Here is a 26,451-nt window from a genome sequence, read left to right as displayed (position 1 = left end):
CTCCTTTTATCGGAATGGAGTGCCGTCAGAAGTAAACACGTTCATGCGGTGGTACGCGCTGAACGGAATTTCGTACTGCGGCAGATACTGCCGGATGGCACGGGTCAGGTATTCCGGACTCATGTTGTTATTGCCGGCAGCGGTGGTGACAACAGCGGTCACCTCATCAGGACCATCGGTCACGGTCAGGTCGCGCATCAGCTCACGCATATTGACGACCTTTTCGCCTCTCTTGGAGCGTTTAACGATTTCGACCACCGGACGGCGGAACAGATCGCGCACGTCATCGGCAAAGCCCTTGGGCGTACCGCCCTCAAAGCCCCAGGTGATGCGGTACTGCGACCATTCGATCGAACCGACCTTCATGCCGCCGTCGGCAAGCGGGTAAATCTCGATTGCACGCAGGCCCTCGGGAAATACGTCATTGAGCGCTTCCACCGCATTTTCCGGCACGGCTTCTGCCGTGATATTGAAATCCAGAAATTCGCACTCGCCGGAGTAGCCGGTCGAGAGCGGCAGCGCCACCGAAACATAGGCGTGCTGATTGAAGCCCTCGGTGAACCACAGCGGCATCTGGCAGCGTGCCATCGAACGCTGCATGGCGTGCATGAGATCAAGGTGGGAGATATACTTGGCGCGTCCCTCCTTGGCAAACTTCATTCTTGCCTTAAACATGGCACTTGCCTCCCTTCAGCAAAGCGCTTGCGCCGCAGCCGGCACACTGGTGCATACAGTCCGGCGTGATAGCCGCTTCGCGGGAACGCTCCCACTCACGCTTGAGGTGCTCTTTGCGCGTGCCGCAGCCGATGTGATCCCACGGGAACACCTCGTCCATCGGACGCTGACGGGATGCGTAGAACGCGGGATCCAGTCCGCAGTCGCGGAACGCCTGCATCCACTTGTCAAAGTCGAAGCACTGATCCCAGCCGTCCATCTTGCAGCCGCGCTGCCACGCCAGCAGAATCGCCTTGCCCTGGCGGCGGTCGCCGCGTGCAATAACGCCCTCGAGTACCGAGGTCTCGGCATCATGCCAGTTGTAGGTGACATTCTTGGTTTTCATGACCACCTTGAGATGCGCCTGCTTCTCGCGGAACTGCTCGAGCGTGTCCTGCGCGTCCCACTGGAACGGGGTCTGCGGCTTGGGCACAAAGCACGAAGCCGACGCTGTGATACGCACGCCGCGCGCACGGTTGGGCGTGTTCTCACGCCAGCAATAGGCGACCTTTTTGCAAATGTCGGAAATGCCGTCCAGATCCTCGTAGGTCTCGGTCGGCAGACCCATCATAAAGTACAGCTTGACATTATTCCAACCGCCCTGAAAGGCAATCTCGCAGGCATGGAGCACGTCCTCCTCGCGGATGTTCTTGTTGATAACATCGCGCAGGCGCTGCGTACCGGCCTCACATGCGAACGTCAGGCCGCTTTTGCGGGTTTTCTGTACGCGCTCCATCAGTTCGGCGGAAAAGCTGTCCGCACGAAGAGACGGCAGTGACAGACTGATATGACGCGGCTCACAATAGTCGAGCATACACTCGGTCAGACCGGACAGCTCACCGTAGTCGCTCGTAGACAGCGAGGACAGAGAGATTTCCTCGTAACCGGAGTTCTTGAGCACCGCCTGCGCCTGCTTGAGCAGCACTTCCTTGGACTTGGTACGCAGCGGACGATAAGTGTGACCGGCCTGACAGAATCGGCAGCCGCGTGGACAGCCGCGGAACAGCTCGATCATCGCACGGTCGAACACGATGTCGGTCGAAGGCACAACAAAGGACTCCGGATAGTACATGGTATCCAGATCCTTGACGATGCGCTTCTGCACGAGAGCCGGTGCACTGTGCGTCGGTGTGACGCTCTCGATTGTGCCGTCCTCGTGATACTTGACTTCGTACAGCGAAGGTACATACATGCCCTCGATCTGTGCTGCCGCAATCAGAAATTCCTGCTTAGACCAGCCTTCGCGCTTGGCCTTGCGGTACAGATCGGTAAATTCCAGCATGATCTCCTCGCCGTCGCCGATCATGAACAGGTCAACAAAGTCAGCCAGCGGCTCCGGATTGTAGGCACACGGACCGCCGCAGGCTACAATATGCTTGAGTTCGGTACGGTCCTTTGCCAGCACCGGAATACCGCCGAGATCCAGCATATTCAGAATGTTGGAAAACGACAGCTCGTACTGCAGCGTAAAAGCGATAATATCAAAGTCCGACAACGGGTCACCGCTCTCCAGACCGTACAGCGGCAGTCCTGCCTCGCGCATTTCAGCCTCCATGTCAATCCATGGCGCGCAGACGCGTTCGCACCAGATGCCCTTCTGATCGTTGAGCAGACCGTACAGGATACGCGAACCGAGGTGAGACATGGCAACCTCATAGGTATCCGGAAAACAGAACGCAAATCGTAGATCGATGTTCTTTTTATCTTTCATCACCGAGCCCCATTCACCGCCGACGTAGCGTGCCGGCTTCTGTACACGGGACAAAATGGCTTCCATCTTTTTATGCAAGACGTATTCCTCCATTTTCATTCATACAGATTATTGTATCATATCCTTCCGAAAAAAACCATACCGTTTTTGACCGTTTTCGCGCAGAAAGTACACGAAACAAAAAATAAACGCGAAGGAAGCTTTTACACTTCCTTCGCGTTTTGCTTATTCCTCCGAAATTTCCGGCTTGCTGCCGAGCAGTCGGGTCGTATTGAACACGGTCAGCACCGTGAGTACAGCATCGACGATAACTGCCATCCACATCTGCGCCAGACCGATCAGCGCCAGTACAGCAAGCACCAGCTTGATGGCGGCCAGCAGTGTCAGATTCTGCATTGCAACTCCGTGTGTAGTCTTGCAGACCTGAACAGCCTCGCCGAGACCGCTCAGATCATTTGCGGTAATCAGTATATTCGCCGCATCCGCTGAATAGCGGGAGCCGCGCGTGCCCATTGCCACACCGACATCGGCCATCTTGAGCTGCTCGATATCGCTTACGCCGTCGCCGACATAGGCGGTCGTGCCGTCTGTCGGAATCGTGCGCATCATAAAGTCCAGCTTCGCTTGCTTTTCCTCGGGCATCAGGCCGCAGTGAACGGTGTCAATACCGGCGGCATTTGCAATTCGCTGAGTTGGTGTCTCAGCGTCACCGGTGATAAGCACCGTGCGCTCAACACCCTGATCCTTGATCTTTTTGATCGCGTCAGCAGCGGACGGACGAACCGTATCCTCCAATTCAATCACACCGATGTGCTCCCCTTCACAGGCGATGTAAACAACCGTGCCGTCAATATCCGGCAAGCCCTTGACACCGCGGGAGACCATCAGCTTGCGGTTGCCTACCAGCAGAACGTGATCACCGATACGGGCGCGCACGCCACGGCCCGGGAATTCCTCAAATTCCTCGATCTTTGGCAGTTTTTCCTGGCATGCACTTGCGATTGCGCGCGCAATCGGATGCTGTGAAAGCTGCTCAGCTGCTGCGGCAAGTGCCAGACAGTTCTTTTCGGAAAACTCTTGTGTGGGATAAATCTTTTTAATCTGCAGATTGCCGTTAGTCACTGTGCCGGTCTTGTTGAACACGACCAGACGCAGGTCTGCAGTCCGTTCCATCGCTTCGCTGCCCTTCATGTGAACGCCTTCACTCTCAAGTCGGCCGCCGCCGCATACAAAAGCAAGCGGGACAGCCAGCGCCAGTGCGGTCGGACAGCAGGCAATGAGAAGCGTCAGTCCGCGATATACCCAGCCGGTCATATCTGAACCGGGCATGAACAGCGGCGGAAGTGCGGCTGCCAGTACGGCAATGACGATCACAACCGGAACCAGACGCTTGGCATTACGCTGCGCACTGTTTTCCAACGCTGCCTTGTGTTCGGCGGCCGCATTCTGTACGCGACGAATCTGACGAACCGCGCAGTCTTCATAGCGCGAGATCACACGAATCAGCATCAGAGAGCCGTTATACCGGCTGCCTGCCAGCACACGCGTGTTCTTATCAACTGCCATCGGCACGTTTTCACCGGTAAGCACGCTGTCATCCACCGTGCCGTCTCCGCGAAGTACAACGCCGTCAATCGGTACGCGCTCACCCGAGTGTACCAGAACCAGCTCGCCCAGACGGATATCTGCCAGCGGAACCTGACGCTGTTCGCCCTTCATGTTGACGACCGTTGCCTTTTCCGGCATGAAATCATGCTGCTGCGGCAATGCCTGATAGGTGGATAATAGAACGATATCACCTGCAATTTTGCCAATCTCAAACAGGATGAGCACGATCGTTGCTTCTGCACGGCTGCCGAGCGCGAATGCGCCGATGGATGCCATTAGCACGAGCAGATATTCATCGAAAAATGAACCGTGTGTCAGATTGGTCAGCACACGCGCTGCAATCGGCAGCGCTGTGATCAAAAACGCCAACAGGCAGAGCGGCAATGCCGCACTCGAACCTCCCATCGCGATTCCGGCCACAAGAACGATTGCCGCGGCAGCCAACCGTGCGCCTGTGCTCTGCATATCCAACCGTGTCATCGGCTGATAGGTCACTTCGGCGCCTTCCTGTATACGGCGTGCATTTTCTCGCCGCAGACGGGTCTGCTCACGCCGACGCATTTTGGCCCGGTACTGTGCCTTCTGCACGAAATTCATACCGGTGGTATCGTCCGCGTCCTCCGGAACTTCGATTACCGGCGGTTCCGGTTTCTTTTCCTCCGGCTTTTTTTCATCCTTTGGTTTAGGCTTCTCCTTAGGTGCGGATTTTGCCTGTTCCTTTTTCTCCGCCTTGTCCTTTTCATGGTTTTTCAGTTTTTCTTTTAGCTTCTGCAGCCTGTCCGGCTTTTCCTCTATGATAGGCTCAAATTCCGCTTCCTCTGATTGTTCTTCCTCAGGAAGCTCGTCCTCTATACCTTCGTCGTCAAATTCCGGTTCGTCCCAGTCGTCCTCGTCTTCAGCCTCATCCGTCGAATCTTCTTCTTCGTCAAATTCGTCTTCCGAATCTTCCGGCGATTCCTCTGCTGCGTCTGATTCCTCCGAGGGCTTTGCAGGCTCAGCTGCCGCCGCTTCCTCTGGCGGCGTTTTCGCCTCCGGAGATTCGCTTTCACTTTGATGCGATGTATCGGCTTCCGGTTCAATCTCCGGCTGCTCCGCATTCTTGTCCGGCGGCTCAGGCTCGCCGGGCGGCGCTGATTCTTCTTTTTCAGGCGGTTTTTTGTTCTCTTCGGGTTTAGGCTTTTCCGGAGCGGCAAACAGCTGCGCTACTGCCGAATTCTCCAGATCCGCTAAAATCGAATCGACCTGTGCTAAAATATCTTCCGCCGTTGTCTGGTCCTTCTTCTCTTCCGAATCAGGGCGGTTATTTTCGCTCATTCCGTTTATCCCTCCTGCACGTGCGCGATTCCCTGTGCCAAAATGGTCTGAATATGATCATCGCACAGCGCATAGTATACTGTTTTTCCGGTTTTTCGACTCTTGACCAACCGCGCCTGTTTCAAAAAACGAAGCTGATGCGATATCGCGGACTGGCTCATGTTCAGCAGCGACGCAATATCGCAGACACACAGCTCCGCGGAAACAAGCGCCGCCAGTATCCGCAAGCGGGTCTTGTCGGAAAACGCTTTGAAAAAATCTGATGCGGCTGTAGTGATCTCCTCTGCCGGCATTGCGCTGCGCGCTGCCATAACTGCGTCCGTATGGACGATATGCTCCTCGCAGCACTCCAGTTCTGCGTCTGTATGCTTTGCCGACAATTTGATCCCTCCCGCAATATGTGCATATCTATTCAACTTATGATAACATTCCAGTCCACTTCTGTCAAGAATCGAGTCGGACACAAATGACAATTTTGCGTGCAAAAAAGTCCTGCAGGCCGGATACGGTCTGCAGGACTTGAACGCATTTTTTACTTCTTGGGCTGTTCGCGCTTCGGATCGGTCATAACTTCCTTGAATGAGGTTGCCAGACCCGCAAGGCTCTGAATCTCGCTCGGGATAATGATCTTAGTTGCCTTGCCGTCAGCGGCGCTGCTGAATGCCTCGAGGGATTTCAGCTTAATAACCTGCTCGGTCGGTGCCGCTTCATTCAGCAGATTGATGGAGGCTGCCAGTGCCTTCTGCACGGTAAGCAGCGCTTCCGCTTCACCTTCGGCCTCCTTGATCTTAGCAAGGCGATTTGCCTCTGCAGCAAGAACAGTTGCTTCCTTTTCGCCTTCAGCCACCAGAATCGCGGACTGCTTTTTACCTTCCGCTACCAGAATGGACTCACGGCGTTCGCGCTCGGCCTTCATCTGCTTCTCCATAGATTCCTGAATAGCAGCCGGCGGAATGATGTTCTTCAGCTCCACACGATTTACCTTAATGCCCCAGTCATCGGTCGCTTCATCGAGGATGGAGCGCATTTTGGTGTTGATGATATCGCGGCTGGTCAGCGTCTGGTCAAGTTCGAGATCACCGATAATGTTTCGCAGTGTGGTTGCAGTCAGATTTTCAATTGCCGCCATCGGGCTTTCGATACCGTATGCAAACAGCTTCGGATCGGTGATCTGGAAGTACACGACCGTGTCGATCTGCATGGTTACGTTATCCTTGGTGATAACCGGCTGCGGCGGAAAATCGACTACCTGCTCCTTGAGGGTTACCTTGCGGGCAATGCGCTCAAACAGCGGCACCTTGAAATGCAGGCCGGTGCTCCATGTGTCGCGGTAGGTACCGAGACGCTCGATAACATACGCCTTCGCCTGCGGCACGATCACGATATTGCTTGCAATGAACGCGATGAACAGAATAATCAGCACAATCCAGATGATGGGTACAATAATATAATCCATGATAACGCTCCTTTACAGTTGGTTCGGTTTTACAATCGCCTTGACGCCGCGGATCTCCACAACCGTGACTCTTGTCCCGATTGCAATTTGCGCGTCAGTCGTACTGCGGGCTGTCCAGATCTTTCCGTTGATTTTCACCGCACCGGTCTCCAGAATATTGTCAATCGGTTCGGTAACAACAGCCGTCTGTCCGATGATACGATCTGCGTTGGTCGCCTGCTGCCGACTGCCGAGAAAACGGCGGCAGAGCGGACGCACCAGTACAAGCAGCAGCGCGGAGAACACGATGAACACAATCCACTGCCCCATCAGTCCGACCGAAAGGCTGGCTGCAATGAGTGCCGCGACACCACCGGCAGCGAACCAGATGCCGCACAGCGTGAGTGTAAACGCCTCTACCGCTACACTGATGATAATGACAGCCAGCCAGATATACAGGCTGTCAATTCCAAACATCATAAACTATCCCCTCCCTTGGCAACAGTATAGCATGTGCCTACGAAAAAGTACAGCAAAACCCGATTAAATTTCCGGTTAATTTTTGCATATTGCACAAAATGTCGAATAAAACAAATCCGCCCGGACCGTGCAGTACAGTTCGAGCGGAAAATCTTCAAAAAATCAGCGGGTCATGCAGCGCGAGACGTATCAGCCAAATTGCGATATCCAGCACGATAACGCTCCACAGCAGCATGCGCTCGAGGTTTTTGGAGCCGAAAAGCGGCTTTTTGCCAAACAGCGCGTACAAAACGACCGGCGGCAGCACGAAAACCATCGGGTGAAACCGCAGTGCCGCACGAAAGTCCAGTCGGAGCAGAGCGGCAAGCGCACGGCTCAGTCCGCAGCCGGGGCACGGCACGCCGGTCAAGTATTTGATCGGACAGTTCCAGCCGAACAGCAGCGCCGAGGCATATGCCAACGCACCCAGTATCAGCAGCACGAGCAGGCCGTTCAGACCGCGCCGAAAGCGCTCCGGCATCAGCCCTTGTAGGTCTCGCGGAACTCGAGGAACTCGTCATAGGTGCATTCCTTGTCCAGAACGCCCTTTTCACGAATTTCGATAATACGGGTCGCGATGGTCTGCACGAACTCGTGGTCGTGGGAAGCAAACAGCACGGTGCCCTTGAAATCACGAACGCCGTTGTTGACTGCGGTGATGGATTCCAGATCGAGGTGGTTGGTCGGCTGGTCGATGACGAGCACGTTCGAGCCGAACAGCATCATGCGCGCCAGCATCAGGCGAACCTTCTCACCGCCGGACAGTACGCGAACCGGCTTGTAAACATCGTCGCCGGAGAACAGCATACGGCCGAGGAAGCCGCGCAGCGTGGATTCCAGTGTATCCGTGCGGGAATACGGTGCGATCCAGTCGAGCATGTTTTCCTCGTGGCCCTCGAAGAACTCGTTGTTGTCCTTCGGGAAATAGCTCTGCGAGGTGGTAACGCCCCACTTGAAGCTGCCCTCATCCGGTTTCATCTCGCCCATAAGAATCTGGAACAGCGTAGTCATTGCCAGCTCGTTATCCGAGATGAACGCAATCTTGTCACCGCGGCGCACGATGAAAGATACGTTGTCGAGCACCTTCTCGCCGTCGATGGTCTTGGAGATGCCGCGCACCTCGAGAATATCCTTGCCTGCCTCACGGTCCGCGTCAAACGCTACCCACGGGTAACGGCGGGACGAAGCCGGCATTTCCTCGACGGACAGCTTGTCGATCAGCTTGCGGCGGCTGGTCGCCTGACGGGACTTGGACTTGTTTGCCGCAAAACGCTGAATGAAGTTCTGCAGTTCCTTGATCTTTTCCTCGTTCTTGCGGTTCTGATCCTTGATCATGCGCTGAACCAGCTGAGAGGACTCATACCAGAACTCGTAGTTGCCGACATACAGCTTGATCTTGCCGTAATCGATATCAACGATATGGGTACATACATTGTTCAGGAAGTGACGGTCATGCGATACAACGAGGACGGTGCCCTCAAAATCGGCAAGGAAGTCCTCCAGCCAGCGGACTGCCTGAATATCCAGATGGTTGGTAGGCTCGTCCAGCAGCAGGATATCCGGCTTGCCGAACAGTGCACGCGCCAGCAGCACCTTGACCTTCTCGACGTCACCGAGGTTCTTCATCTCGGTGTACAGGATGGCATCTGCATCCAGACCCAGACCGTTCAGCAGCTGGCTGGCCTCGGTCTCGGCGTCCCAACCGCCCATTTCAGCAAACTCGGACTCCAGCTCGGCAGCCTTGTTGCCATCCTCCTCGGTGAACGGGTCCTTCATATAGAGCGCATCCTTTTCGCGCATGACCTCGAGCAGACGCTCGTTGCCGCCGAGAACCGTGTTGAGCACGGTCTCCTCGTTGAAGGCGAAGTGGTCCTGCTTGAGTACGCTCATACGGGTCTTGGGCGCAATCGAAACCGTGCCGGTGGACGGGTCCAGATCGCCGGACAGAATGCGCAGGAAGGTAGACTTGCCTGCACCGTTTGCACCGATAACACCGTAGCAGTTGCCCTGGGTGAATTTCAGGTTTACATCTTTGAACAGCGGCTCGCCGCTGAAGTTTAAGCTAAGATCGCTGATATTGATCATGAAAGAGATTCCTCCCGCATTATTTTTCAATTAGAATCAGTATACCACACAAACCGCTGTTTTCACAGATAATTTACAGGTGCAGCCGCATTTTTGTTCATGTTGTCTTGAAACAGCACCGAGAATGCTATATACTATATTTATAAATATCAATCCCTATTTGTTTCAGGAGGTTTTTCCTATGTCTAACCTGATGGAAGTTATCAAGTCCCGCCGCTCTACGCGCGCGTTCAAGTCCGAGCTGCCGCCGAAGGATCAGATCATGCAGATTGTTGAAGCTGCTGAATGGGCGCCTTCCGGCATGGGCAAGTACCTGTGGCACTTTACCGTGATTTACAATGCAGAGAAGTCGCTCAAGCTGGCTCGTGCCGTTGCTGAGGCAGACAATCGCGGTCCGGAGTATAATTTCTACGGTGCACCGGTCAACATTATCATTTCCTACAAGCGGGATGAGCACCACGCTCTGGTAGACGGCGCTGCTGCAATGGAGAATCTGCTGCTGATGGCTACTGAGCTTGGCCTCGGCTCCTGCTGGATCAACCAGCTGCGCGAGACCTGCGACGTGCCCGAGGTTCGTGCACTGTTGACCGAGTACGGCGTACCGGAGGACCACATCGTTGTCTGCTCCGCTGCAATCGGCTACATCGAGAAGGAAACGCCGGCAAAGCCGCGTCATGAGGGTCTGGTTTCGATTACCGAATAATCGAAACAATGGAAAACCCAGAATAGAAAATGCCAAATACCTTAATTTTCAATTCTCCATTATCCGTTTTCAATTCATTAGCGACGAAAGGAGCTAATATCATGGATGAGAAGATTGCTAAACTGAGAGAGTGGATCGACGGCAGCGACAATATCGTCTTTTTCGGCGGTGCGGGCGTATCGACCGAGAGCGGCATTCCGGATTTCCGCTCGGTGGACGGTCTATACAACCAGCAGTACAAGTACCCGCCGGAGACCATTCTCAGCCACACGTTCTTTTTGAGCGAAACCGAGGAGTTTTACCGCTTCTATCGGGCGAAAATGCTGGCGCTCGATGCAAAGCCGAACGCGGCTCACCTCAAGCTGGCCGAGTGGGAACGCGAGGGCAAGTGTCGTGCCGTTGTAACGCAGAACATCGACGGTCTGCACCAGAAGGCAGGCTCGAAGGAAGTGCTTGAGCTGCACGGCTCGGTGCTGCGAAACTATTGCATGCGCTGCCGCAAGCCATATCCGGTTGAGTCCATCGCCAAGAGCACCGGCATTCCGAAATGCTCGTGCGGCGGCATTATCAAGCCGGATGTCGTGCTGTACGAGGAAGGTCTGGACAGCTGCACGATCAACAAGAGCGTGGACTACATCTCCAAGGCGGATATCCTGATCATCGGCGGTACGTCGCTAGCGGTATATCCGGCGGCCGGCCTGATCGACTATTACCGCGGCAATAAGCTGGTTCTGGTCAACAAGTCCCCCACTCCTGCGGATCGCCGTGCTGATCTGGTCATTCATGCGCCAATCGGTGAGGTTTTCTCCCAGCTGTAACGTTAAAATGTATGAAACTCCCCTTTTCGGTTATACTGAATGCAAACTGAAAGGGGAGTTTTTCTATGCTTATCGACAAAATCGCACTGATACTGATGATTATCGGCGGTCTGAACTGGGGACTGATCGGCATTTTCAAGCTCGATCTGGTCGCGCTGCTGTGCGGCGGACAGACCGGCGCCATCAGCCGCATCGTCTACACTCTGGTCGGACTGGCGGCAGCATGGTGTATCTCGCTGCTCTTCCGACAGGATGACACCACACAGCAGCCGAAAAGTTGAATAAAAAGCAAAGCCCGCCGGGAACGGCGGGCTTTGCTTATCAAATTGTAAGAGGTAAATAGGAATACGCGATACTTTGCTTAGTTGAATGCCTGCTCGAGATCAGCCAGAATATCGTTGATATTCTCAGTGCCGATGGACAGACGGATGGTGCCCTGATGGATACCCTGATCCTCCAGCTCCTCTGCGGTCAGCTGCGAGTGAGTGGTGGTTGCCGGATGGATGACCAGGCTCTTAACGTCAGCAACGTTTGCCAGCAGAGAGAAGATCTGCAGCTTGTCGATAAACTTGAATGCTGCTTCCTTGCCGCCCTTGATATCAAAGGTGAAGATGGACGCACCGCCGTTCGGGAAGTACTTCTCGTACAGTGCATGGTCCGGATGATTCGGCAGAGACGGATGGTTTACATGCTCAACCTGCGGGTGATTGGTCAGGAACTCAACGACCTTCTTGGTGTTCTCAACATGACGCTCGATACGCAGAGACAGAGTCTCAGTGCCCTGCAGCAGCAAAAATGCGTTGAACGGAGAAATGGTAGCACCAGTATCACGCAGCAGGATAGCGCGGATGTAGGTTACGAAAGCAGCAGGACCAACTGCATCTGCAAAAGAGATGCCGTGATAACTCGGGTTCGGCTCAGCAATCGGTGCATATTTGCCGGATGCCTTCCAGTCGAACTTGCCGGAATCAACGATGATACCACCGAGGGTCGTGCCGTGACCGCCGATGAACTTGGTAGCAGAGTGAACAACGATATCAGCACCGTACTCGATCGGGCGGATGAGGTACGGAGTGCCGAAGGTGTTGTCAATTACGAGCGGCAGGCCGTGCTTGTGCGCAATCTTTGCAATAGCCTCGATATCCGGAATATCGGAATTCGGGTTGCCGAGAGTCTCGATGTAAACAGCCTTAGTGTTGTCCTTGATAGCACCTTCCAGCTCTTCCAGATTGTGTGCATCAACGAAGGTGGTCTCAACGCCGAACTGCGGCAGAGTGTGTGCCAGCAGGTTATAGCTGCCGCCGTAGATGGTCTTCTGTGCTACGATGTGGTCGCCGGCCTGAGCAAGTGCCTGAATGGTGTAAGTGATCGCTGCGGCACCGGAAGCGGTAGCCAGAGCAGCAACACCACCCTCGAGTGCTGCAATGCGCTTCTCGAACACATCCTGCGTAGAATTGGTCAGACGACCGTAGATATTGCCTGCGTCAGCCAGACCGAAACGGTCAGCCGCGTGCTGACTGTCATGGAAAACATAGGAAGTGGTCTGGTAGATCGGAACTGCACGAGAATCGGTAACCGGATCAGCGGTCTCCTGACCGATGTGCAGCTGCTTGGTTTCAAAGGACCAGTTTTCGGTATTCTTGATAGTTGCCATGATAATAATCTCCTTTTTATATACATGTTTGAAGTGATTGATTCGTTTCGTGTACTAAAAAGAAGGATCACATTCGCCCAAATCGGAAATTCGAGCGGAGCAGCTTTTCAAAGTAGTATCGCATAACCGCGTCTCCTAAATTCATATTATTTCACTGGGATTGCTATGATTATACTAAACTCCCCCTCTTCTGTCAACCCTTTCCGACAAACTTTTTTCATTCCGGCAGAGTGCCCAATTTCCGATGGCTCAATCCCTATATTTCCAATAGGTTTTGGGTAGTGTTTTCTGTTCTCCATCCAAATAAAAGAAAACCGCCGCACAGGGATTGTGCAGCGGTTTTGATGATCAATGTTCAGCAGCGAAAAAATCAGAACTCGATCTTCTTTGCGATATAAGCAGCAACTTCCTCGATCTTGATGCGCTCCTGCTCCATAGTGTCGCGGTCACGAACGGTTACGCAGCCGTCCTGCTCGGTCTCGAAATCGACGGTTACGCAGTACGGTGTACCGATCTCGTCCTCACGGCGATAGCGCTTACCGATAGAGCCTGCATCGTCAAAATCAACAGAGAACTGCTTAGCCAGCTCCTGCCAGATCGGCATAGCCTTGTCGGTCAGCTTCTTGGACAGCGGCAGTACAGCAGCCTTGAACGGTGCCAGAGCCGGATGCAGACGCAGAACAGTACGAACATCGTCCTTGCCGTTCTTGTCCTGACCTACAACTTCCTCGTCGTAAGCGTCGCACAGGAAGGCCAGTGCAACACGGTCAGCACCAAGCGAAGGCTCGATAACATACGGAATATACTTCTCATTTGCTTCCTGATCGAAGTATTCCATCGAAACACCCGAGGTGTTCTGATGCTGGGTCAGGTCGAAATTGGTGCGGTCGGCAATGCCCCACAGCTCGCCCCAGCCAAACGGGAACATAAACTCGATATCGGTGGTAGCGTTGGAGTAGTGAGACAGCTCCTCCGGATCGTGGTCGCGCAGACGCAGGTTCTCGTCCTTCATGCCGAGAGACAGCAGGAAGTTGTGGCAGTAATCCTTCCAGTACTTGAACCACTCAAGGTCGGTGCCCGGCTTGCAGAAGAACTCCAGTTCCATCTGCTCAAACTCGCGGGTACGGAAGGTGAAGTTGCCCGGAGTAATCTCGTTGCGGAAGGACTTGCCTACCTGACCAACGCCGAACGGAATCTTCTTACGGGTGGTGCGCTGGATATTCTGGAAGTTTACGAAGATGCCCTGTGCGGTCTCCGGACGCAGATACAGCTCGTTCTTCGCGTTCTCGGTAACGCCCTGGAAGGTCTTGAACATCAGATTGAACTGACGGATGTCGGTCCAGTTGTGCTTGCCGCAGGTCGGGCATGCGATCTCATGCTCGTCGATGAATGCCTTCATCTCAGCCTGGCTGAGCGCGTCAACACTCTTGCCGAGATCGTAGTTATTCTCAGCACACCAGTCCTCAATTACCTTATCGGCACGAAAACGCTCCTTGCACTCCTTGCAGTCCATCAGCGGGTCAGAGAATCCGCCAACGTGACCGGAAGCAACCCAGGTCATCGGGTTCATCAGGATCGCGGAGTCAAGACCTACATTGTACTGGCTCTCCTGCACAAATTTCTTGCGCCATGCTGCCTTGACGTTGTTCTTGAACTCAACGCCGAGCGGACCGTAGTCCCAGGTGTTTGCAAGACCGCCGTAAATCTCCGAGCCGGAGTATACGAAGCCGCGACCCTTGCAGAGCGCTACGATCTTTTCCATTGTTTTTTCGCTGTTTTTCATGTTAAATTCTCCTTTTGGCACAGCTGGCTGCTGCACGCGGTTTTTGCTTTGCACCCGAAAAAAGTGCTTGACATGAAATTATTCTACCGTTATAATTAATAATTGTCAAGGGTAGTTTAGTGAATTAAACGAATAGAGTTTGGTTTGATCGGTAAATTGCTTGCAAAAAGTTGACATTTGGGCGATTAGCGCAGTTAAAAGCGGTGCGGAAAGCAGTCCCCGTCTTCCCTGTTCAGTTGAGTTTGGTCAAAACACTTTTCTTGACAACATATATTCGGGCTTGTAGCTCAGTTTGGGAGAGCGTTCGGTTCGCATCCGAGAGGTCGAGGGTTCGATCCCCTTCAAGTCCACCATAATGCGAAGATACAAACTTTTTTCATAGTTCGGAATGTTTTCGCATTAACCATCAGAATAGAGCACACCTGATTGCGGGTGTGCTCTTTTTCTTTGCCCTCCTCTCTGTTATAATAAAAATATAGGATTGGAGGAAATATGAATGGCTTCAAGAAAAATTCTGGTCGGTGAAAAATACTTACACTTTAAGAACAAGCTGTATCAGGTACTCACTATCGCCACGCACACGGAAACCGGTGAATCGCTGGTGATCTATCAGGCGCTCTACGGCGACTTCAAAATCTACGCGCGGCCGTATGATATGTTCGCCTCCGAGGTGGATCACAAGAAGTACCCTGATGTTACGCAGCGTTTCCGCTTTGCTCATGTAATCTTTGACGGAGATACGCCGAAGGCAACTGAATAAAAACAGCCCCTCCGAGAGCCGGTATCAAACCAGTTCCCAGAGGGGTTTCTCTTTATTTCCCCATCGCCTCCGCCAGCTTCTTCACGAGGTCCTCACCGTACTGATTGATACCGCAGCAAATACTCGACGGTCTGCTCCTCCAGACCGGCAAGCTCCTGCACAGTGACGCTCAGCAGCTTGCGAATCGGGTCATACCCGATCATAAAGCCTGCCCGTTCCAACGACCGCAGTTTGATGTAGTTCACCTCATTCTCGGTAATGCACTCGCGTGTACGGGATTTCGGTTGCCTCGTAGATCTTGTCGTGCATGCGGAAAACCTGCAAGACCCATTCCTCGCCCGCAAGCCACGCAACCACACGCGCCTCGATAGCGGAAATGTCCGCGTCCACGAATTTGTAGCCAGGCTTGGGCACCAGTGCCGTCCGCACCAACTGCGAAAACGTACCGGGGTACGCTGCCGTACAGCATTTGCACGGCTGCCGAGCGGTTCGCCATCGCGGGTCTTGCACACGTTGCCCAGACCACAGCCGACACCGCGGTTGCCGGAAGCGTCATACGGGAAGAAGTTGACGGTCACGCGGGCATACATACCAGAGTAAACGTCGGTCGGCAGCAGGTCGGCATGGACGGTGGAAATATGCACGCACTGCGGCTTCTGCTTGTAACCCAGTGTCCCTTGCACTCCAGGACGAACGGCTCACCGGACGGACGGATGCCGTCGCCGCCGTAGATGACCGGATAGCGTATCTGCGGACGGTTGCCCTTCCACAGGTTCTTGACGCCGTATCCCACAGAGCGGCCAGCTGCTCGAGCTGCTCCTCCGTCCAGCAGAAGTAAAGACGCTTGCTCGGCTTGATGCCGCAGCTGTGCTTCTCGACTGCAGCCAGATTGGCTGCAAAGTTGTTGTTTTGCATTGAATCTTCTCCTTTCTTGTGCATTTTATCGTACAATGCCAATACGCCGCTTGACGATGTCGGTTGCAACGTCGCCAAGATAGTACGTCACGCGATGCTCGCCGGACGCTCTCGGTGCGCCGATTATGCGCTTGGCTTTGTGTTTGTCGGTAAAACCGTAGATTTTTACGACTTGCTCCAGTGTCAGCAATACCATGTTCGAATACATCCGCATCAGGTCGTTCTTGCCCCCTAACGGAGTTCCTGATTGGTTCAGGCGTTTATGTTTTACACCTCCTTGTGTGATTTATAATCACGCAGGTGGTACACTAATCACAACCAATCGAATGTTTGATATAAAGTAAGGATGTTTGTTCTGACATTATGAGGAAGAATCAAAAGAGAAAATGGTCGAAGTTCCCAACACCTATCTCAAGGGCCGCAAGCCGGAGGATTTCTGCGCTATGCATGTCCGAGGTGACAGTATGTATCCTGATTTCCGTGATGGTGATATCGTGCTGGTGCTCAAGCAGAACACCATGAACCACAGCGGCGAAATCGGAATCATCAGCTATGGCGATGACGAAATGACCATCAAACGCATCAACTACGCTCAGAGCGAGGATTGGCTGGAGCTTGCACCCCTGAACCCCGTCTTACCCGCCCAGACGGATCGAGGGCACCGACCCGGAAAGATACCGTATTATCGGTATCCCGCGCGTACTGATACGCGCGTTCTAAATATAAAAATTACGTCCACCGGCTGCAACCGATGAGCGTTAGCGAGTGCATTCTACCCTCTTATTTTACAACCAAAGATGTTTTACAATAAAAACAAACACATTAGACGGATGTTTCCGCAAAACGTTTAGCTATAATGACAAGCGGTACTCCGTCCGGGTAAAGACCGCGCGCGATCTCTGGCACAAGGTCGAGGAAAAGAGTAGCGGCTATCTTTTTACGCAGCCGACTACCGGCAGACCGCACACCGAAACGTCCACGAAGCAGATGTGGCGCTCGTTCAAGCAAGCGCTTGATCTCGATATGGGTGCACAGATGGTACACGGCGTGATCGCCCCGGAAACGTCCGTCGTGGCTGACGATCTCACGCCGTACTGCCTGCGGCATACATACGCGACTGATTTGCAGTCCGCCGACGTGCCGATCAACGTTGCAAAGGACTTTCTGGGGCACAAGTCGATTGCCATGACGTCGCATATTTATACGCACCTCTCCGATGAAGCGTTCACGAACGCCTCGCTAAAGGTGCTCAGTTTTGCGACAGAGAGCAGGAAGAAAACACAGAAAAAAGTCGTCTCTATCCGTTGATTTTTGCTCCCACACTTAGTCCCACATCCTGCACCCGTAAAAACCCCAAAAAAACCGCATTCACACAAAAAACGGAAAAAGCGCCGCTTCCCTTGCGGCGCTGTAAAAAAGTTCAAATAAACAGAGAAAAAGCTCCCAAACCACAATGTTTAGGAGCTTTTCGTTTGGTGGAAGTTAACGGGCTCGAACCGCTGACCCTCTGCTTGTAAGGCAGATGCTCTCCCAGCTGAGCTAAACTTCCATCGGGTCGTTGTTGTCGTTGTCTCATCCCTGACGACTTGTTTAGTATATAACAGAATCACGAATCTGTCAACACATTTTCTGAAAAAACTCCAAAAAATTTTTAGACCCGAAAATTTACACCGCGCACAGCGTTCTCCGGCATGCGCGGTGCAATGTATTATTGTTCCATCTTTTCACAGAACCGCATCAGCATTGCCGCAGCCTGTGCGCGGGTGGCATTCCCCTGTGGATTCAGTCTGCCGTGCGAGCCGTTGACGATTCCGTTCGCCGCCGCCCATCGCATGGCATCGGCCGCATAAGCGCTGACGGTATCCGCATCCGCAAAGGCATCCAGTGTGCCACTGGCTTCGGGAGCATCCGCATAGCGGTACAGCATGGTGACGAGCTGCTCTCGTGTAATTCCAGCCTCCGGCGCGCGGCCATCCGAAATGCCTGCCGACTGCGCCCACGCCATACCCTTCTCGTACCAGCTTGCACCGCCGGTCGTATCCGCACCCGCGTACCGTGCGAGAATTGTCATCAGCATACCGCGCGTGGTCGTGCCATCCGGCGAGAACGCATCCGTACCTGTACCGCTCATCAGACCCTTTTCCACAACACAGTGCACGGCATCGGCGTACCACTCGGTTGGCTTGACGTCATCGAAGCTCACATTTTGAGCAGGCTGTCTCTCGAAAATAGGCGTAAGCGTGACATTGCACGCAGGCATGACGAATGTAAACCGACCGTCCTTCTCCGTCACTGCGACCGGCTTGCCGCTCTGGTCTGTAACCGCGATTGTTTTGAGAGCATAGCCTTCCTTTGGCACAGCTTTAATCATCACTGTGCTGCCTTTGGCTGCGTTTTTCGGCGTGATCGAGACCTCGCCGTGCTCACTCTTAGCCGCAGTCACCGCACCGGTCGGCGTGCGGACCGGACCGCCGCCACCACTGCCGCTCGTTCCTCCACTCTGCTGAGCGGTGAACACCGGTGCTGCAGTCTGCGTGCCGTTCAGTTTAGTAAGTGCTTCCTCTGTCAGCGTCGTGTACGTTTTATCACCGATTTTCCACCCGTCAAACGTGTATCCGCGCTTGCCGTCGGTCGGAAACGCCGTTCCGATATCTCCCGCGCCATAAACGTTGGTCTGCGCACTGCTGTCCGCAAACACGAACGTGATCTCCGCGCGGCGCACGTCCACTGCAGAACGGTCGATCGTGTACGTCACGCCATAGGTGGTCAGCGTATCGCCCGCGGCCACGGCATCCGGCGCAGAAACCGTGATCGGCTCGGTCGCAAAGCCAGTCAGTCGAATCGTCAGACCATCGATTACGGCAGTAACGGTACTCGGCGTGACAGCTGCCGTCTCGAGCGCCTTCTTAATCTGAAACGAGAAGGTTTGTGTCTCGGGCAGCACATAGTTGCCCGCCTTTCCGCCTGCCAAAGCAGCCGCGCGTGCGGTGTACGACCCGGTTTCGGTCCGGCTGCCGTCCTCGATTATGACAGTAAGCGCATCTCCGTTCACCGCGCCAATCGCTTCTGCCGTGACCAACTTCGGCGTACCATCATAATAGAAAATACTCTCGCCGTTCCATTTTATCTCAACAGGCTTCGGCTGTACGTTCAACACGCCGTTTTCATATGTAATTTTGTAATTTTCAGCTTTTGCAGCCATCGGAATAATCGTGTAAGTTCCAATATCGCTAAACTGTGCATAGTCAAACGCATAGTTCAGACCCGAAAGCACGTTTTCGTTCTCATTGTTCACGAATCCATTGATTTCCGCACCATTATCACTTAACGTTTCTCCATAGGTTATGGTTTTACCCTTAGCACGAATACACAGCGGCGCTTTTTCAATATGAAACCGAACCGCTTGCGAGGTTGCGGAAGCCGTACTGCTCGTTTCCGGTGCATACGCTTCCACCCAGTAAGTTCCAGCGTTGATCGGTGCACCGTCCAGTTGATTGCTTTTTGCGCCGTTGCTGTCGGCGTAGTAGCGATACGTCGGCGCGGACGTGCCCGAGCAGGTCATATTGCTCTCGCTGTACGGCAGACCGGTATAGACTGCATTCTTCGCGCTTACAATAAGTTCGACCGTTTTCGGCAGGATTTTACCCCTTACAGTGCAGTTTTCGTCCTCTAACGTGTAATTTTTATTCGTAAGTGTAACTGTAACCGTCACATTCCATTCGCCGGCTTCGGCAGATGCATACCGTGTCGAGAGCGTGTAATCCGTGCCCTCGCTCAGTGCCGCGCCTTCCGGAAGATTGCTGAACGCCAGACCGCTAATCCGTGCATCATCATCGCGTCCGTTGCATGTCTTGTCCGCGACTTTCAGCGCTGTTGTATTCAAGTAAATTATGCGCTTATTGATTGTAAAACTGCCGATATTCACCCGTTTAACTGCAGAAAAGTTTTCACTCGATGCAATCTCGACCGTCACGTTGTAAGTTCCGGCACGAACCGGCAAAGCTGTGCTGTCGTTGTACCAAACTGTGACCTCGCCAACGCCTGTTCTCGTCCACACCGACGCCTCACGCGGCTTGCCGTCGTATATTGAAGCCGCAGGCAGCGCAACCTTGTAATCTGCGTCCTTTTCCGGTATTTTCTGCGTGATTTGGAACGTTTCCTCAACTTTTCCGGTGTAATTACCCTTGCCGGTAATTGTCACCGTTCCTGCACCGCAGTCTCTGTTATTGGTGTAAGAAAGTTCGTAATCTACGTTGATTTTCAACGTTTTATTGCCTATTGCGATGATTGGCTTGGGATTATGCTCGACTCCGTCATACACATACTCGGTCTGCTTCATATCAATCTGCGCGTCTGCAATATCCCGCGGAATAACTTTCAGCGTACCATTGGCATAGCTGATTGCGTAATTTTTCGTCTTATCTGTACCGTTTCCGCATATTTTTGCATTATGTGGTACATTTTCTGCATTTCCTGCATTCGTCTGCGTGCCGGAAACCTTCACCTCGATGATTTTGTCGCCGGACACCAGTTTGCCTGCTGTGTAGCCATCTTTCACCAGAGGTTCGCCATCGTACACTTTCTCTGCGCTTTCCGCCGTAATTATCAGCGGTTTCGGCTGAATTTCTGCAGAAAACTCCTCGCTTTCCACGGTGTACTTGCTGTCTTCCGACATAAATTTGAGCCGATATTTGTCCCCGACATTCGGGACGGTTTCACCGTTTACGACCTCGAATGTGCCGGAAAGGTCTGCGCCGTTCATCGTTGCGCTGCAGCCGGAAACATCAACCATTTCATTCCAGGTCTGGCCGTATGTGCCCTTAGCCGACGTAATCCAGTCTATAATCGGTGTTTCTTCTTTAGAACCTTCTTCCGAGATTAAAACAATCTCGAGTTCGTCAGATAAACCATTACACTCGGCTTTCATATGATATGTTTGCCCTGCTTTTGCATTACAAGTAACAATCATGTCCCAGTGCACATCTATTTCGTTTGTCTGCTTATTTAGTTCTTCTTCTCTACGAAATGTGACACCATTATCCGTGTTTTCGTCCACTATTGTTTTATCTTCTGCATGCAATGAAATATTGCATTTTGCTTCTTGGTTGACCGTCAGATCCTGGAAAAGTGCATCCGCCGTATACATATCCTTGTATGGCTCATCACCAGTTGGAATCGAAACAGTAATCGACTTTTCAACTACAGGTGTACCATTTCGATTGATTCGGATTGATGTAGTTGGTCGAGCCTTTCTACATATCCGTTCCGGATAAACCGCATTCTGATAAGTGCCGTCGGCCGCTCCCGCAGGAACGACTACCATGCCGAGCGCCATCGAGAGCGCCAAGACCGCCGAAAATGCCGTTTTAAGACGTTTCACGTTTTCCTCCTGACCCGCAAGCTGGTATTTGACGATTGCGTGCGCTTCGTTCACTGCACTCTGCACAATTTTTCGCAGAGAACACATATATTTTTATTCAGCTTACCATGAGGTTTCATATGCGTCAATGTTTTAATCGACAAAATTCGACATGTAATATTCAGCATTTTCCATAAAGGCACAGCCAGTCGTTAGTCTGTTTCTTCGTGTCTACTCCACCTATACAGTGAGCCCTTCATCGGCAGAATATTCATATTTGCATATTTATGTTATTATCTTAAAAACGACTACTAATTCTCTATTATGTCATTTCCATACATACTGTATGATGTTTTTCGTTTAATGACTATGCGTTCATTTATCCGTATTTCGCATAAATATCCTATAAGTGCAAAAACACTGTGAAGCTTTCCACAGAGCTGCGCCGTTGATGAGCAATAATAAGACGAAAAACACGAGCGCTGTATATTTACTCTGGAAGTAGACCAGTCCTCGGCGTATTCCATGAGATACGTTGTCACCAGGCGAACATAAGAACTTTCATTCGGAAAGATTCCAACCACGCTGGTACGTCTGTGGATTTCACGATTCAATCTTTCAATCATGTTGGAAGATGAGATTTTTCGCGCGTCCAGCATGGGGAATGTATAGAAGGCCAGAGAATCTTCCAATCCATCTTCAAGGCACTGAACCGCTTTCGGCAAGCGCTTGGCATAGGAGTCGATCACATCATATGCGCGATAATATCTCTGCGGCTATTTTCGTCCACACCGCACACGATAAGCACCGCCATGCTGATAATTCTGCCATCTACACGAACTTTTTCATACAGTGCGTCCACCCAAAGAACCGAGTACACCGTATCGGAAGAGAGCGATTACGGAACTCCTCGACCTACTCATTCAGTCCTTTTGTCATCTCGCTGATCTGGCTTCTGGATAGATTTTCGATGCCGAGGCTATGTGCCAGCTTCTCCATTTTTTCGAGTGGAAACGCCCTGCACGAAGGCTTCCTGCACTACCTGTACGAGCATCTCTTCACTGCGCTTGCGCTCTGTGACGAAGAACGGAATGTAGCCGCCCTGACGAACCTTGTGCACCATGAGGTACATCGTGCCCATTCGGGTATCCAGACGGCGAGGACGATAACCGCTGCGGTAGTCGCTTCTTCCGTCCGTGCGCTGACTTTTCTCTGCGCCCAGTTGCTGATCGACCTCGGCCTACATCAGCTCTGTGCACAGCCATTCCAGCATACTCAGCATCGGATCCGGCTGCGTCACACATTGCAGTAGCAATTCTGTCAGATTTGTGGTATTCTTTTTGTGAGCCATTAGGGTCTCTCCTTTACATCATGATTTTTTCGACAACTATCATTTTACAGGAGCCCTGATGGCTTGTCTATTTTCTGTTTGCTTTTGCGAACTTGATTATACGCTATCAACCAAACAGCCATATATGGCGGATGCAGGAGCAAAAATATAGCAATCCATAGCAGAAAGGGTACAAAACAATAGCATAGGACCACACAAAAATATAAAAAGCGGGGTAATGTCAATGGACGATAACTTGAATCTGTTTTCTTTGGTAGACGAAGAAGAAAAATCGGCACCAAACAAAAAGCGAGGCAGCAAACTTGACGTAGTGGAGATGGGGTACAAGCAGGCGCACACTGTCACATGGCAGGAGTTGTTTGAGGGATTTGATACCATTCACGCCATTACATTTTCCTCCGGCCTGAATTTTGTGTATCAGCTGCTGGATATGTTCGATCATGCGGAGATTATCTTTGGCTGTGAGCATATCCTTTCCTCGTCCATGAATCAGATTATTGCTTATCAAGATAAGCTGATCGAGCGAATGCGCGAGCAGTCAAGTGAAAAAATGAATGATCTGCTTGCCCGTATGGATAAGGGAGAAGTTCGGTTTTATGTATCCCGCGGTACGGTTTCCCACGAAAAACTGTATCTGTTGGAGGCGGCAGATGGCCGAAAGCGCGTTATCACAGGTTCGGCCAATATGTCTTATCATGCGTTCGGCGGTATGCAGCGAGAAAATATCTGCTTTGTTGATGGCGATGAAGCGTATGATTGGTATTACAGTGTGTTTCAAAGTCTGCTCGAGGAAAGCTCGGATGAGATCACCATGAAAGCGCTGCAATATGCAGATGCGGGCGAAAATATTGATGAACTGCCCATTGCCGGCACAATCAAGGCGAATAAGGTCTTTGTGATCGAGCCGACAGAGACAACTGCGGATGATGCGTCAGAAGTCAAATTTATTCTGGATGTACATAATCTGGCGGATAAACTGAAGCCGTATATGCCTAAGCAGGATAAGAAAACAAGTAAACAGGGAAAAACGATCATTTCGGCGGCACAAATCGTCAAGCTGCGGCGGCAAATCCAAAATGAGAAGATTAAAGAAAAAGAACTGAGAAGTGAATACCCGCAGTTGATAATCGATGCGGATAAGCAAAGTGCCACTCTGAATGGCGAGGCACTGAACCTGCATCCGACAGAAGAGGAGATTCGCCATGATGTAGGGTTATTCCGCGATTATATGGACGGATACAGCCGTTTTCCTGGTGATTATGAGGGGATGCAGTATCGGTATTTTGAGTTTGCGAACTGGTTCTTTTGTTCGCCGCTGATGGCAACGATGCGCGATATGGCGGCAAGGTTTGATCAGCAGCGGTTGCCGTATCCGGTATTTGGCTTGGTTTATGGACAGAGCAAGGCCGGGAAGACCAGCTTTCTGGAAACACTGCTCAAAATGATGATCGGCCAGAAACCTAAGATTTCGGCACCGGATTTTACCCGATCTGGCATTGAAAACCTGAAAACGAACCGTGCAAGGGGCCCCGATCATTGTAGATGACTTGACGAATACACGCTTTAATCAGCACGCGATCGAAACCATCAAGAATGATGATTTTGGTGTGAGCGACCATTTGACACATTATTCTGCGGTTGTCATCAGTGCTAACGAGGATGTAAAAGCGGTTGCACCGGAGGTCATTCGCCGAACAGTTATCTGTCGTGTAGAAGCGGGTCTGACCAATACCGAAGTGATGCGCAGCAACGTGGTACGCTCGGTGCAGCAGAAGATCGGCACAGCATTCTATCGGGAATACTTACGCAGAATGCTGGAACAAATGCCGGATTTACTCGATCAGCTAAAGGATGATGAAACCGAGGCACCGGATATTTTACAGATTTCCTCGGAGATTATCGTTGCTGTCATGCAGCAGTTTGGCAGTGATGTGCTGCCGGATTATATCCGAACGCTTTCACTGGAGAATTATTTCAGTGAGCACGTTACCGGCAAATACGCGATCAAGTTGATTCAAAATGCATGGCGGACGAGCAAAAAGTCGTTTGTTGTGAATAAGCACAGCAATGAACTACGTTACAATGCGGGTGTACCGTATGAAGCGGACCGCCTGATGAAAGAATTGCCGGAAACACTGGAGGCCCATAAATCTCGTGAGTGGGTCGTGATGAACCTGCAGGCCGCACGGGAATTTTTCGATGTGAATTTCAGAAAGGGATTGTGGCGGTTTTGAGAGCGGCAATGAGGCGCCTTGCAGTTTGTGAGTGTGCATCAGGCAGTGGTTTGCAGATGGCTTAAATAAGGGAAGCCTGGAGTCGGATTAGTAATTTAGTGTACAAACCGGAGAATGCTCAGGCAGAACTGTGAAAAATTCTACTTCTATATAAGTGCAATAGGCTGTGATTTCAAGGTGTAATTATTGAAAACACAGCCTATTTGCTATATGATTAATTAAACTGGAACCGATTTACAGAGCAAAATGATAAATTTTGCAAAGGATGGGGAAGATGAAAATTCGCTACAAAAAGGGTTGTACTCTCGGAATATATTATTTAGAGGGACTACCCCGAATTCTGTGTAACCGCCAAAATGCGGTGTAAAATAGAGCTTAATATTTCAAGACGGGAGCGGCGTTGGCTGCGCCCGCCTTGTCTACAACATAACGCCAACCGAGGCGGGAGTCAAGGGGCACCCTCGTCCATTGGAGCCTCGCCGGCGGCGTAGCGCCCCTTGACCTTCGAGCCGGATTGTTAATCCGGCATCCGATCCTCAAAATAGATTGCCAGCTGGGCATGAATCATGCTCCAGTCCTGCCGGCGGCCGGTCCACTTTTTCGTGATGTCGATCATCGCCAGATACAGCATTTTGAAAAGGCTGTCATCGACTAAGAAATCTTAGGATACTTCTTGTCCCAGTGTTCTGCGAACGTGTCTATCGCGTCCAAAGCAGCCGATTCATCTACCGCTGCGTAGACTGCTTTCAAGTCAGCCATAAATGCCTTCAAATCCTTGTAAGAGACATATTTGCTGGAATTTCGAAGTTGATGGATGATGCAGTTCTGGATTTCCGTCTTGGGATAGACCGCCTCGATCGCCGCAGAAAAACCGGTCAAATTATCCGTACAGGCAATGAAAATATCCTCGACGCCCCGATTTTTCAGGCTGTTCAGTACGGTAGCCCAGAATTTCGCACTTTCGTTCTCGCCAACCCACATTCCCAGAACATCCTTCCGACCATCAGGATCAATACTGATGGCGATATAGACGGCCTTCTTTACGATCTGGCCTTCACTGCGGACATGGTAGTGAATCGCATCCGGAAAAACAACCGCATAAATGGGCTCCAGCGGCATCGGCTGCCACTCTTGCCAAAACTGGTGCGCAGGGTTTTGCTGCTGTGCCCGTTCCGGCTGTTATCCGTGTCCTTGTTCTTGTAGTCATACCAGCTGATCGTCCAGCTCGGCCTCCAGACCGTTTTCCATGAACTCCGCGATAGTGTCTTTGAACAGTTCCTGAATGTCATCCATGCTGCCTACATTCGCCAGCTGCAGCAGCTCACGAATTTTTTCGCGACGTGCGTTTTCTTCTGGGGTTTTTTTCCTTCTTGCCATTGTGATTACCTCCGTCATTCTGCTTCTATTCTACACCTTGTTGGAGGTTTACACAAAGTTTGGGATGGAGGGGGGTGCGGACGAAAAGTTGGACAAAGCAGAGGCCGCAAG

General features: G+C 52.0%; 22 protein-coding genes, 2 tRNA genes and 4 pseudogenes. 9 read left to right on the top strand and 19 right to left on the bottom strand.

The features are described from left to right. Window positions 1-6: 6 nt before the first annotated feature. The 8 genes from DW806_RS09935 to DW806_RS09900 form a co-directional block, all read right to left on the bottom strand. Window positions 7-675 carry a TIGR03936 family radical SAM-associated protein gene (locus DW806_RS09935; protein WP_118729844.1) on the bottom strand — a complete coding sequence of 223 codons (669 nt, stop codon included), beginning with the start codon at window positions 673-675 and terminating at the stop codon, window positions 7-9. Continuing rightward, window positions 668-2,518, bottom strand: a complete 1,851-nt coding sequence (locus DW806_RS09930) for a TIGR03960 family B12-binding radical SAM protein (RefSeq protein WP_118729885.1) — start codon at window positions 2,516-2,518, stop codon at window positions 668-670. The genes DW806_RS09935 and DW806_RS09930 overlap by 8 nt, the downstream gene beginning before the upstream one ends. 132 nt (window positions 2,519-2,650) lie before the next feature. Next, complete coding sequence (locus DW806_RS09925) at window positions 2,651-5,347, bottom strand: heavy metal translocating P-type ATPase (RefSeq protein ID WP_118729843.1); 2,697 nt, start codon at window positions 5,345-5,347, stop codon at window positions 2,651-2,653. A gap of 5 nt (window positions 5,348-5,352) precedes the next feature. After that, complete coding sequence (locus DW806_RS09920; protein ID WP_117750896.1) at window positions 5,353-5,658, bottom strand: ArsR/SmtB family transcription factor; 306 nt, start codon at window positions 5,656-5,658, stop codon at window positions 5,353-5,355. Window positions 5,659-5,879: 221 nt separating this feature from the next. After that, a complete protein-coding gene (locus tag DW806_RS09915) occupies window positions 5,880-6,803 on the bottom strand; it encodes an SPFH domain-containing protein (protein WP_118729842.1) in 924 nt (307 codons plus the stop codon). 12 nt (window positions 6,804-6,815) lie between these two features. Then, on the bottom strand, window positions 6,816-7,262 hold the full coding sequence (locus DW806_RS09910) for an NfeD family protein (RefSeq protein WP_118645577.1): 447 nt from the start codon (window positions 7,260-7,262) through the stop codon (window positions 6,816-6,818). A gap of 154 nt (window positions 7,263-7,416) precedes the next feature. Beyond that, window positions 7,417-7,782 carry a DUF2752 domain-containing protein gene (locus DW806_RS09905; RefSeq protein ID WP_118645579.1) on the bottom strand — a complete coding sequence of 122 codons (366 nt, stop codon included), beginning with the start codon at window positions 7,780-7,782 and terminating at the stop codon, window positions 7,417-7,419. Continuing rightward, window positions 7,782-9,386: an ABC-F family ATP-binding cassette domain-containing protein gene (locus DW806_RS09900; RefSeq protein ID WP_118359433.1), complete on the bottom strand. Its 1,605-nt coding sequence runs from the start codon at window positions 9,384-9,386 to the stop codon at window positions 7,782-7,784. The genes DW806_RS09905 and DW806_RS09900 overlap by 1 nt, the downstream gene beginning before the upstream one ends. Window positions 9,387-9,567: 181 nt before the next feature. On the opposite strand from DW806_RS09900, the gene DW806_RS09895 reads away from it, so the two are divergent. From DW806_RS09895 to DW806_RS09885, 3 genes are all read left to right on the top strand, one after another. Next, window positions 9,568-10,089: a nitroreductase family protein gene (locus tag DW806_RS09895; protein ID WP_117488007.1), complete on the top strand. Its 522-nt coding sequence runs from the start codon at window positions 9,568-9,570 to the stop codon at window positions 10,087-10,089. A gap of 101 nt (window positions 10,090-10,190) precedes the next feature. Beyond that, window positions 10,191-10,907, top strand: a complete 717-nt coding sequence (locus DW806_RS09890) for an NAD-dependent protein deacylase (protein WP_118729840.1) — start codon at window positions 10,191-10,193, stop codon at window positions 10,905-10,907. Window positions 10,908-10,972: 65 nt separating this feature from the next. Next, on the top strand, window positions 10,973-11,188 hold the full coding sequence (locus DW806_RS09885) for a DUF378 domain-containing protein (protein WP_118285795.1): 216 nt from the start codon (window positions 10,973-10,975) through the stop codon (window positions 11,186-11,188). Window positions 11,189-11,268: 80 nt separating this feature from the next. On the opposite strand, the gene DW806_RS09880 is transcribed toward DW806_RS09885, so the two are convergent. Together DW806_RS09880 and DW806_RS09875 are read right to left on the bottom strand one after the other, a co-directional pair. Beyond that, window positions 11,269-12,561 (bottom strand): O-acetylhomoserine aminocarboxypropyltransferase/cysteine synthase family protein, encoded by a 1,293-nt coding sequence (locus DW806_RS09880; RefSeq protein ID WP_117488003.1) that lies wholly within the window; start codon window positions 12,559-12,561, stop codon window positions 11,269-11,271. Between the two features lie 370 nt (window positions 12,562-12,931). Then, window positions 12,932-14,344, bottom strand: a complete 1,413-nt coding sequence (locus DW806_RS09875; protein WP_110436756.1) for a glycine--tRNA ligase — start codon at window positions 14,342-14,344, stop codon at window positions 12,932-12,934. A 276-nt stretch (window positions 14,345-14,620) separates the two neighbouring features. On the opposite strand from DW806_RS09875, the gene DW806_RS09870 reads away from it, so the two are divergent. Further along, window positions 14,621-14,697: transfer RNA gene (locus DW806_RS09870), tRNA-Ala, on the top strand. A 143-nt stretch (window positions 14,698-14,840) separates the two neighbouring features. Beyond that, entirely contained in the window at window positions 14,841-15,104 is a 264-nt protein-coding gene (locus DW806_RS09865; RefSeq protein WP_118729839.1) for a DUF1653 domain-containing protein, read from the top strand. 92 nt (window positions 15,105-15,196) lie between these two features. Here the strand turns inward: DW806_RS09865 and DW806_RS15730 are convergent, their stop codons facing one another. The 4 genes and pseudogenes from DW806_RS15730 to DW806_RS15215 form a co-directional block, all read right to left on the bottom strand. After that, window positions 15,197-15,349 (bottom strand): hypothetical protein, encoded by a 153-nt coding sequence (locus DW806_RS15730; RefSeq protein WP_243022706.1) that lies wholly within the window; start codon window positions 15,347-15,349, stop codon window positions 15,197-15,199. A gap of 1 nt (window position 15,350) precedes the next feature. Beyond that, window positions 15,351-15,518, bottom strand: a complete 168-nt coding sequence (locus DW806_RS15725) for a hypothetical protein (protein WP_407926648.1) — start codon at window positions 15,516-15,518, stop codon at window positions 15,351-15,353. Between the two features lie 107 nt (window positions 15,519-15,625). Further along, window positions 15,626-15,748, bottom strand: a pseudogene (locus DW806_RS16080) (ssDNA-binding protein); the annotation flags it as partial. Window positions 15,749-16,044: 296 nt separating this feature from the next. Further along, a complete protein-coding gene (locus tag DW806_RS15215; protein ID WP_158578345.1) occupies window positions 16,045-16,215 on the bottom strand; it encodes a hypothetical protein in 171 nt (56 codons plus the stop codon). Between the two features lie 181 nt (window positions 16,216-16,396). On the opposite strand from DW806_RS15215, the pseudogene DW806_RS09850 reads away from it, so the two are divergent. Further along, window positions 16,397-16,774, top strand: a pseudogene (locus DW806_RS09850) (S24 family peptidase); the annotation flags it as partial. A 10-nt stretch (window positions 16,775-16,784) separates the two neighbouring features. Then, window positions 16,785-17,327: a tyrosine-type recombinase/integrase gene (locus tag DW806_RS09845; RefSeq protein WP_118729835.1), complete on the top strand. Its 543-nt coding sequence runs from the start codon at window positions 16,785-16,787 to the stop codon at window positions 17,325-17,327. Window positions 17,328-17,492: 165 nt separating this feature from the next. Here the strand turns inward: DW806_RS09845 and DW806_RS09840 are convergent. The 4 genes and pseudogenes from DW806_RS09840 to DW806_RS15710 form a co-directional block, all read right to left on the bottom strand. After that, a tRNA-Val gene (locus DW806_RS09840) sits at window positions 17,493-17,568 on the bottom strand. Window positions 17,569-17,727: 159 nt separating this feature from the next. After that, window positions 17,728-21,399 (bottom strand): S-layer homology domain-containing protein, encoded by a 3,672-nt coding sequence (locus DW806_RS09835; RefSeq protein WP_158578344.1) that lies wholly within the window; start codon window positions 21,397-21,399, stop codon window positions 17,728-17,730. A gap of 290 nt (window positions 21,400-21,689) precedes the next feature. Then, entirely contained in the window at window positions 21,690-22,127 is a 438-nt protein-coding gene (locus DW806_RS15435; RefSeq protein WP_199677297.1) for a transposase, read from the bottom strand. Beyond that, window positions 22,124-22,600 (bottom strand): annotated as a pseudogene (locus DW806_RS15710) (transposase). The gene DW806_RS15435 and the pseudogene DW806_RS15710 overlap by 4 nt, the downstream one beginning before the upstream one ends. Window positions 22,601-22,952: 352 nt before the next feature. On the opposite strand from DW806_RS15710, the gene DW806_RS09825 reads away from it, so the two are divergent. Next, window positions 22,953-24,275, top strand: coding sequence for a phospholipase D family protein (locus DW806_RS09825; protein WP_158578343.1), 1,323 nt, complete (start codon window positions 22,953-22,955; stop codon window positions 24,273-24,275). After that, entirely contained in the window at window positions 24,247-24,963 is a 717-nt protein-coding gene (locus tag DW806_RS09820) for a hypothetical protein (protein ID WP_147359191.1), read from the top strand. The genes DW806_RS09825 and DW806_RS09820 overlap by 29 nt, the downstream gene beginning before the upstream one ends. A gap of 517 nt (window positions 24,964-25,480) precedes the next feature. Here the strand turns inward: DW806_RS09820 and DW806_RS09815 are convergent. Next, window positions 25,481-26,340, bottom strand: a pseudogene (locus DW806_RS09815) (IS256 family transposase). Between the last annotated feature and the right edge of the window lie 111 nt (window positions 26,341-26,451).

This window comes from Butyricicoccus sp. AM32-19 (genome assembly GCF_003480365.1).
In the GTDB taxonomy this organism is placed as follows: Bacteria; Bacillota; Clostridia; order Oscillospirales; family Butyricicoccaceae; genus Agathobaculum; species Agathobaculum butyriciproducens.
This window is presented reverse-complemented; position numbering and strand designations above follow the sequence as displayed.

Bases quoted from the DNA above. Each gene is read 5' to 3' on its own strand.
- DW806_RS09900 (WP_118359433.1), bottom strand. From the start codon at position 9,386: ATGATCAATATCAGCGATCTTAGCTTAAACTTCAGCGGCGAGCCGCTG.
- DW806_RS09910 (WP_118645577.1), bottom strand. From the start codon at position 7,262: ATGATGTTTGGAATTGACAGCCTGTATATCTGGCTGGCTGTCATTATC.
- DW806_RS09885 (WP_118285795.1), top strand. From the start codon at position 10,973: ATGCTTATCGACAAAATCGCACTGATACTGATGATTATCGGCGGTCTG.
- DW806_RS09880 (WP_117488003.1), bottom strand. From the start codon at position 12,561: ATGGCAACTATCAAGAATACCGAAAACTGGTCCTTTGAAACCAAGCAG.
- DW806_RS09865 (WP_118729839.1), top strand. From the start codon at position 14,841: ATGGCTTCAAGAAAAATTCTGGTCGGTGAAAAATACTTACACTTTAAG.
- DW806_RS09930 (WP_118729885.1), bottom strand. From the start codon at position 2,518: ATGGAGGAATACGTCTTGCATAAAAAGATGGAAGCCATTTTGTCCCGT.
- DW806_RS09825 (WP_158578343.1), top strand. From the start codon at position 22,953: ATGGACGATAACTTGAATCTGTTTTCTTTGGTAGACGAAGAAGAAAAA.
- DW806_RS09925 (WP_118729843.1), bottom strand. From the start codon at position 5,347: ATGAGCGAAAATAACCGCCCTGATTCGGAAGAGAAGAAGGACCAGACA.
- DW806_RS09875 (WP_110436756.1), bottom strand. From the start codon at position 14,344: ATGAAAAACAGCGAAAAAACAATGGAAAAGATCGTAGCGCTCTGCAAG.
- DW806_RS09935 (WP_118729844.1), bottom strand. From the start codon at position 675: ATGTTTAAGGCAAGAATGAAGTTTGCCAAGGAGGGACGCGCCAAGTAT.
- DW806_RS15215 (WP_158578345.1), bottom strand. From the start codon at position 16,215: ATGGTATTGCTGACACTGGAGCAAGTCGTAAAAATCTACGGTTTTACC.
- DW806_RS09905 (WP_118645579.1), bottom strand. From the start codon at position 7,782: ATGCCGGAGCGCTTTCGGCGCGGTCTGAACGGCCTGCTCGTGCTGCTG.
- DW806_RS09920 (WP_117750896.1), bottom strand. From the start codon at position 5,658: ATGGCAGCGCGCAGCGCAATGCCGGCAGAGGAGATCACTACAGCCGCA.
- DW806_RS09890 (WP_118729840.1), top strand. From the start codon at position 10,191: ATGGATGAGAAGATTGCTAAACTGAGAGAGTGGATCGACGGCAGCGAC.
- DW806_RS09915 (WP_118729842.1), bottom strand. From the start codon at position 6,803: ATGGATTATATTATTGTACCCATCATCTGGATTGTGCTGATTATTCTG.
- DW806_RS09895 (WP_117488007.1), top strand. From the start codon at position 9,568: ATGTCTAACCTGATGGAAGTTATCAAGTCCCGCCGCTCTACGCGCGCG.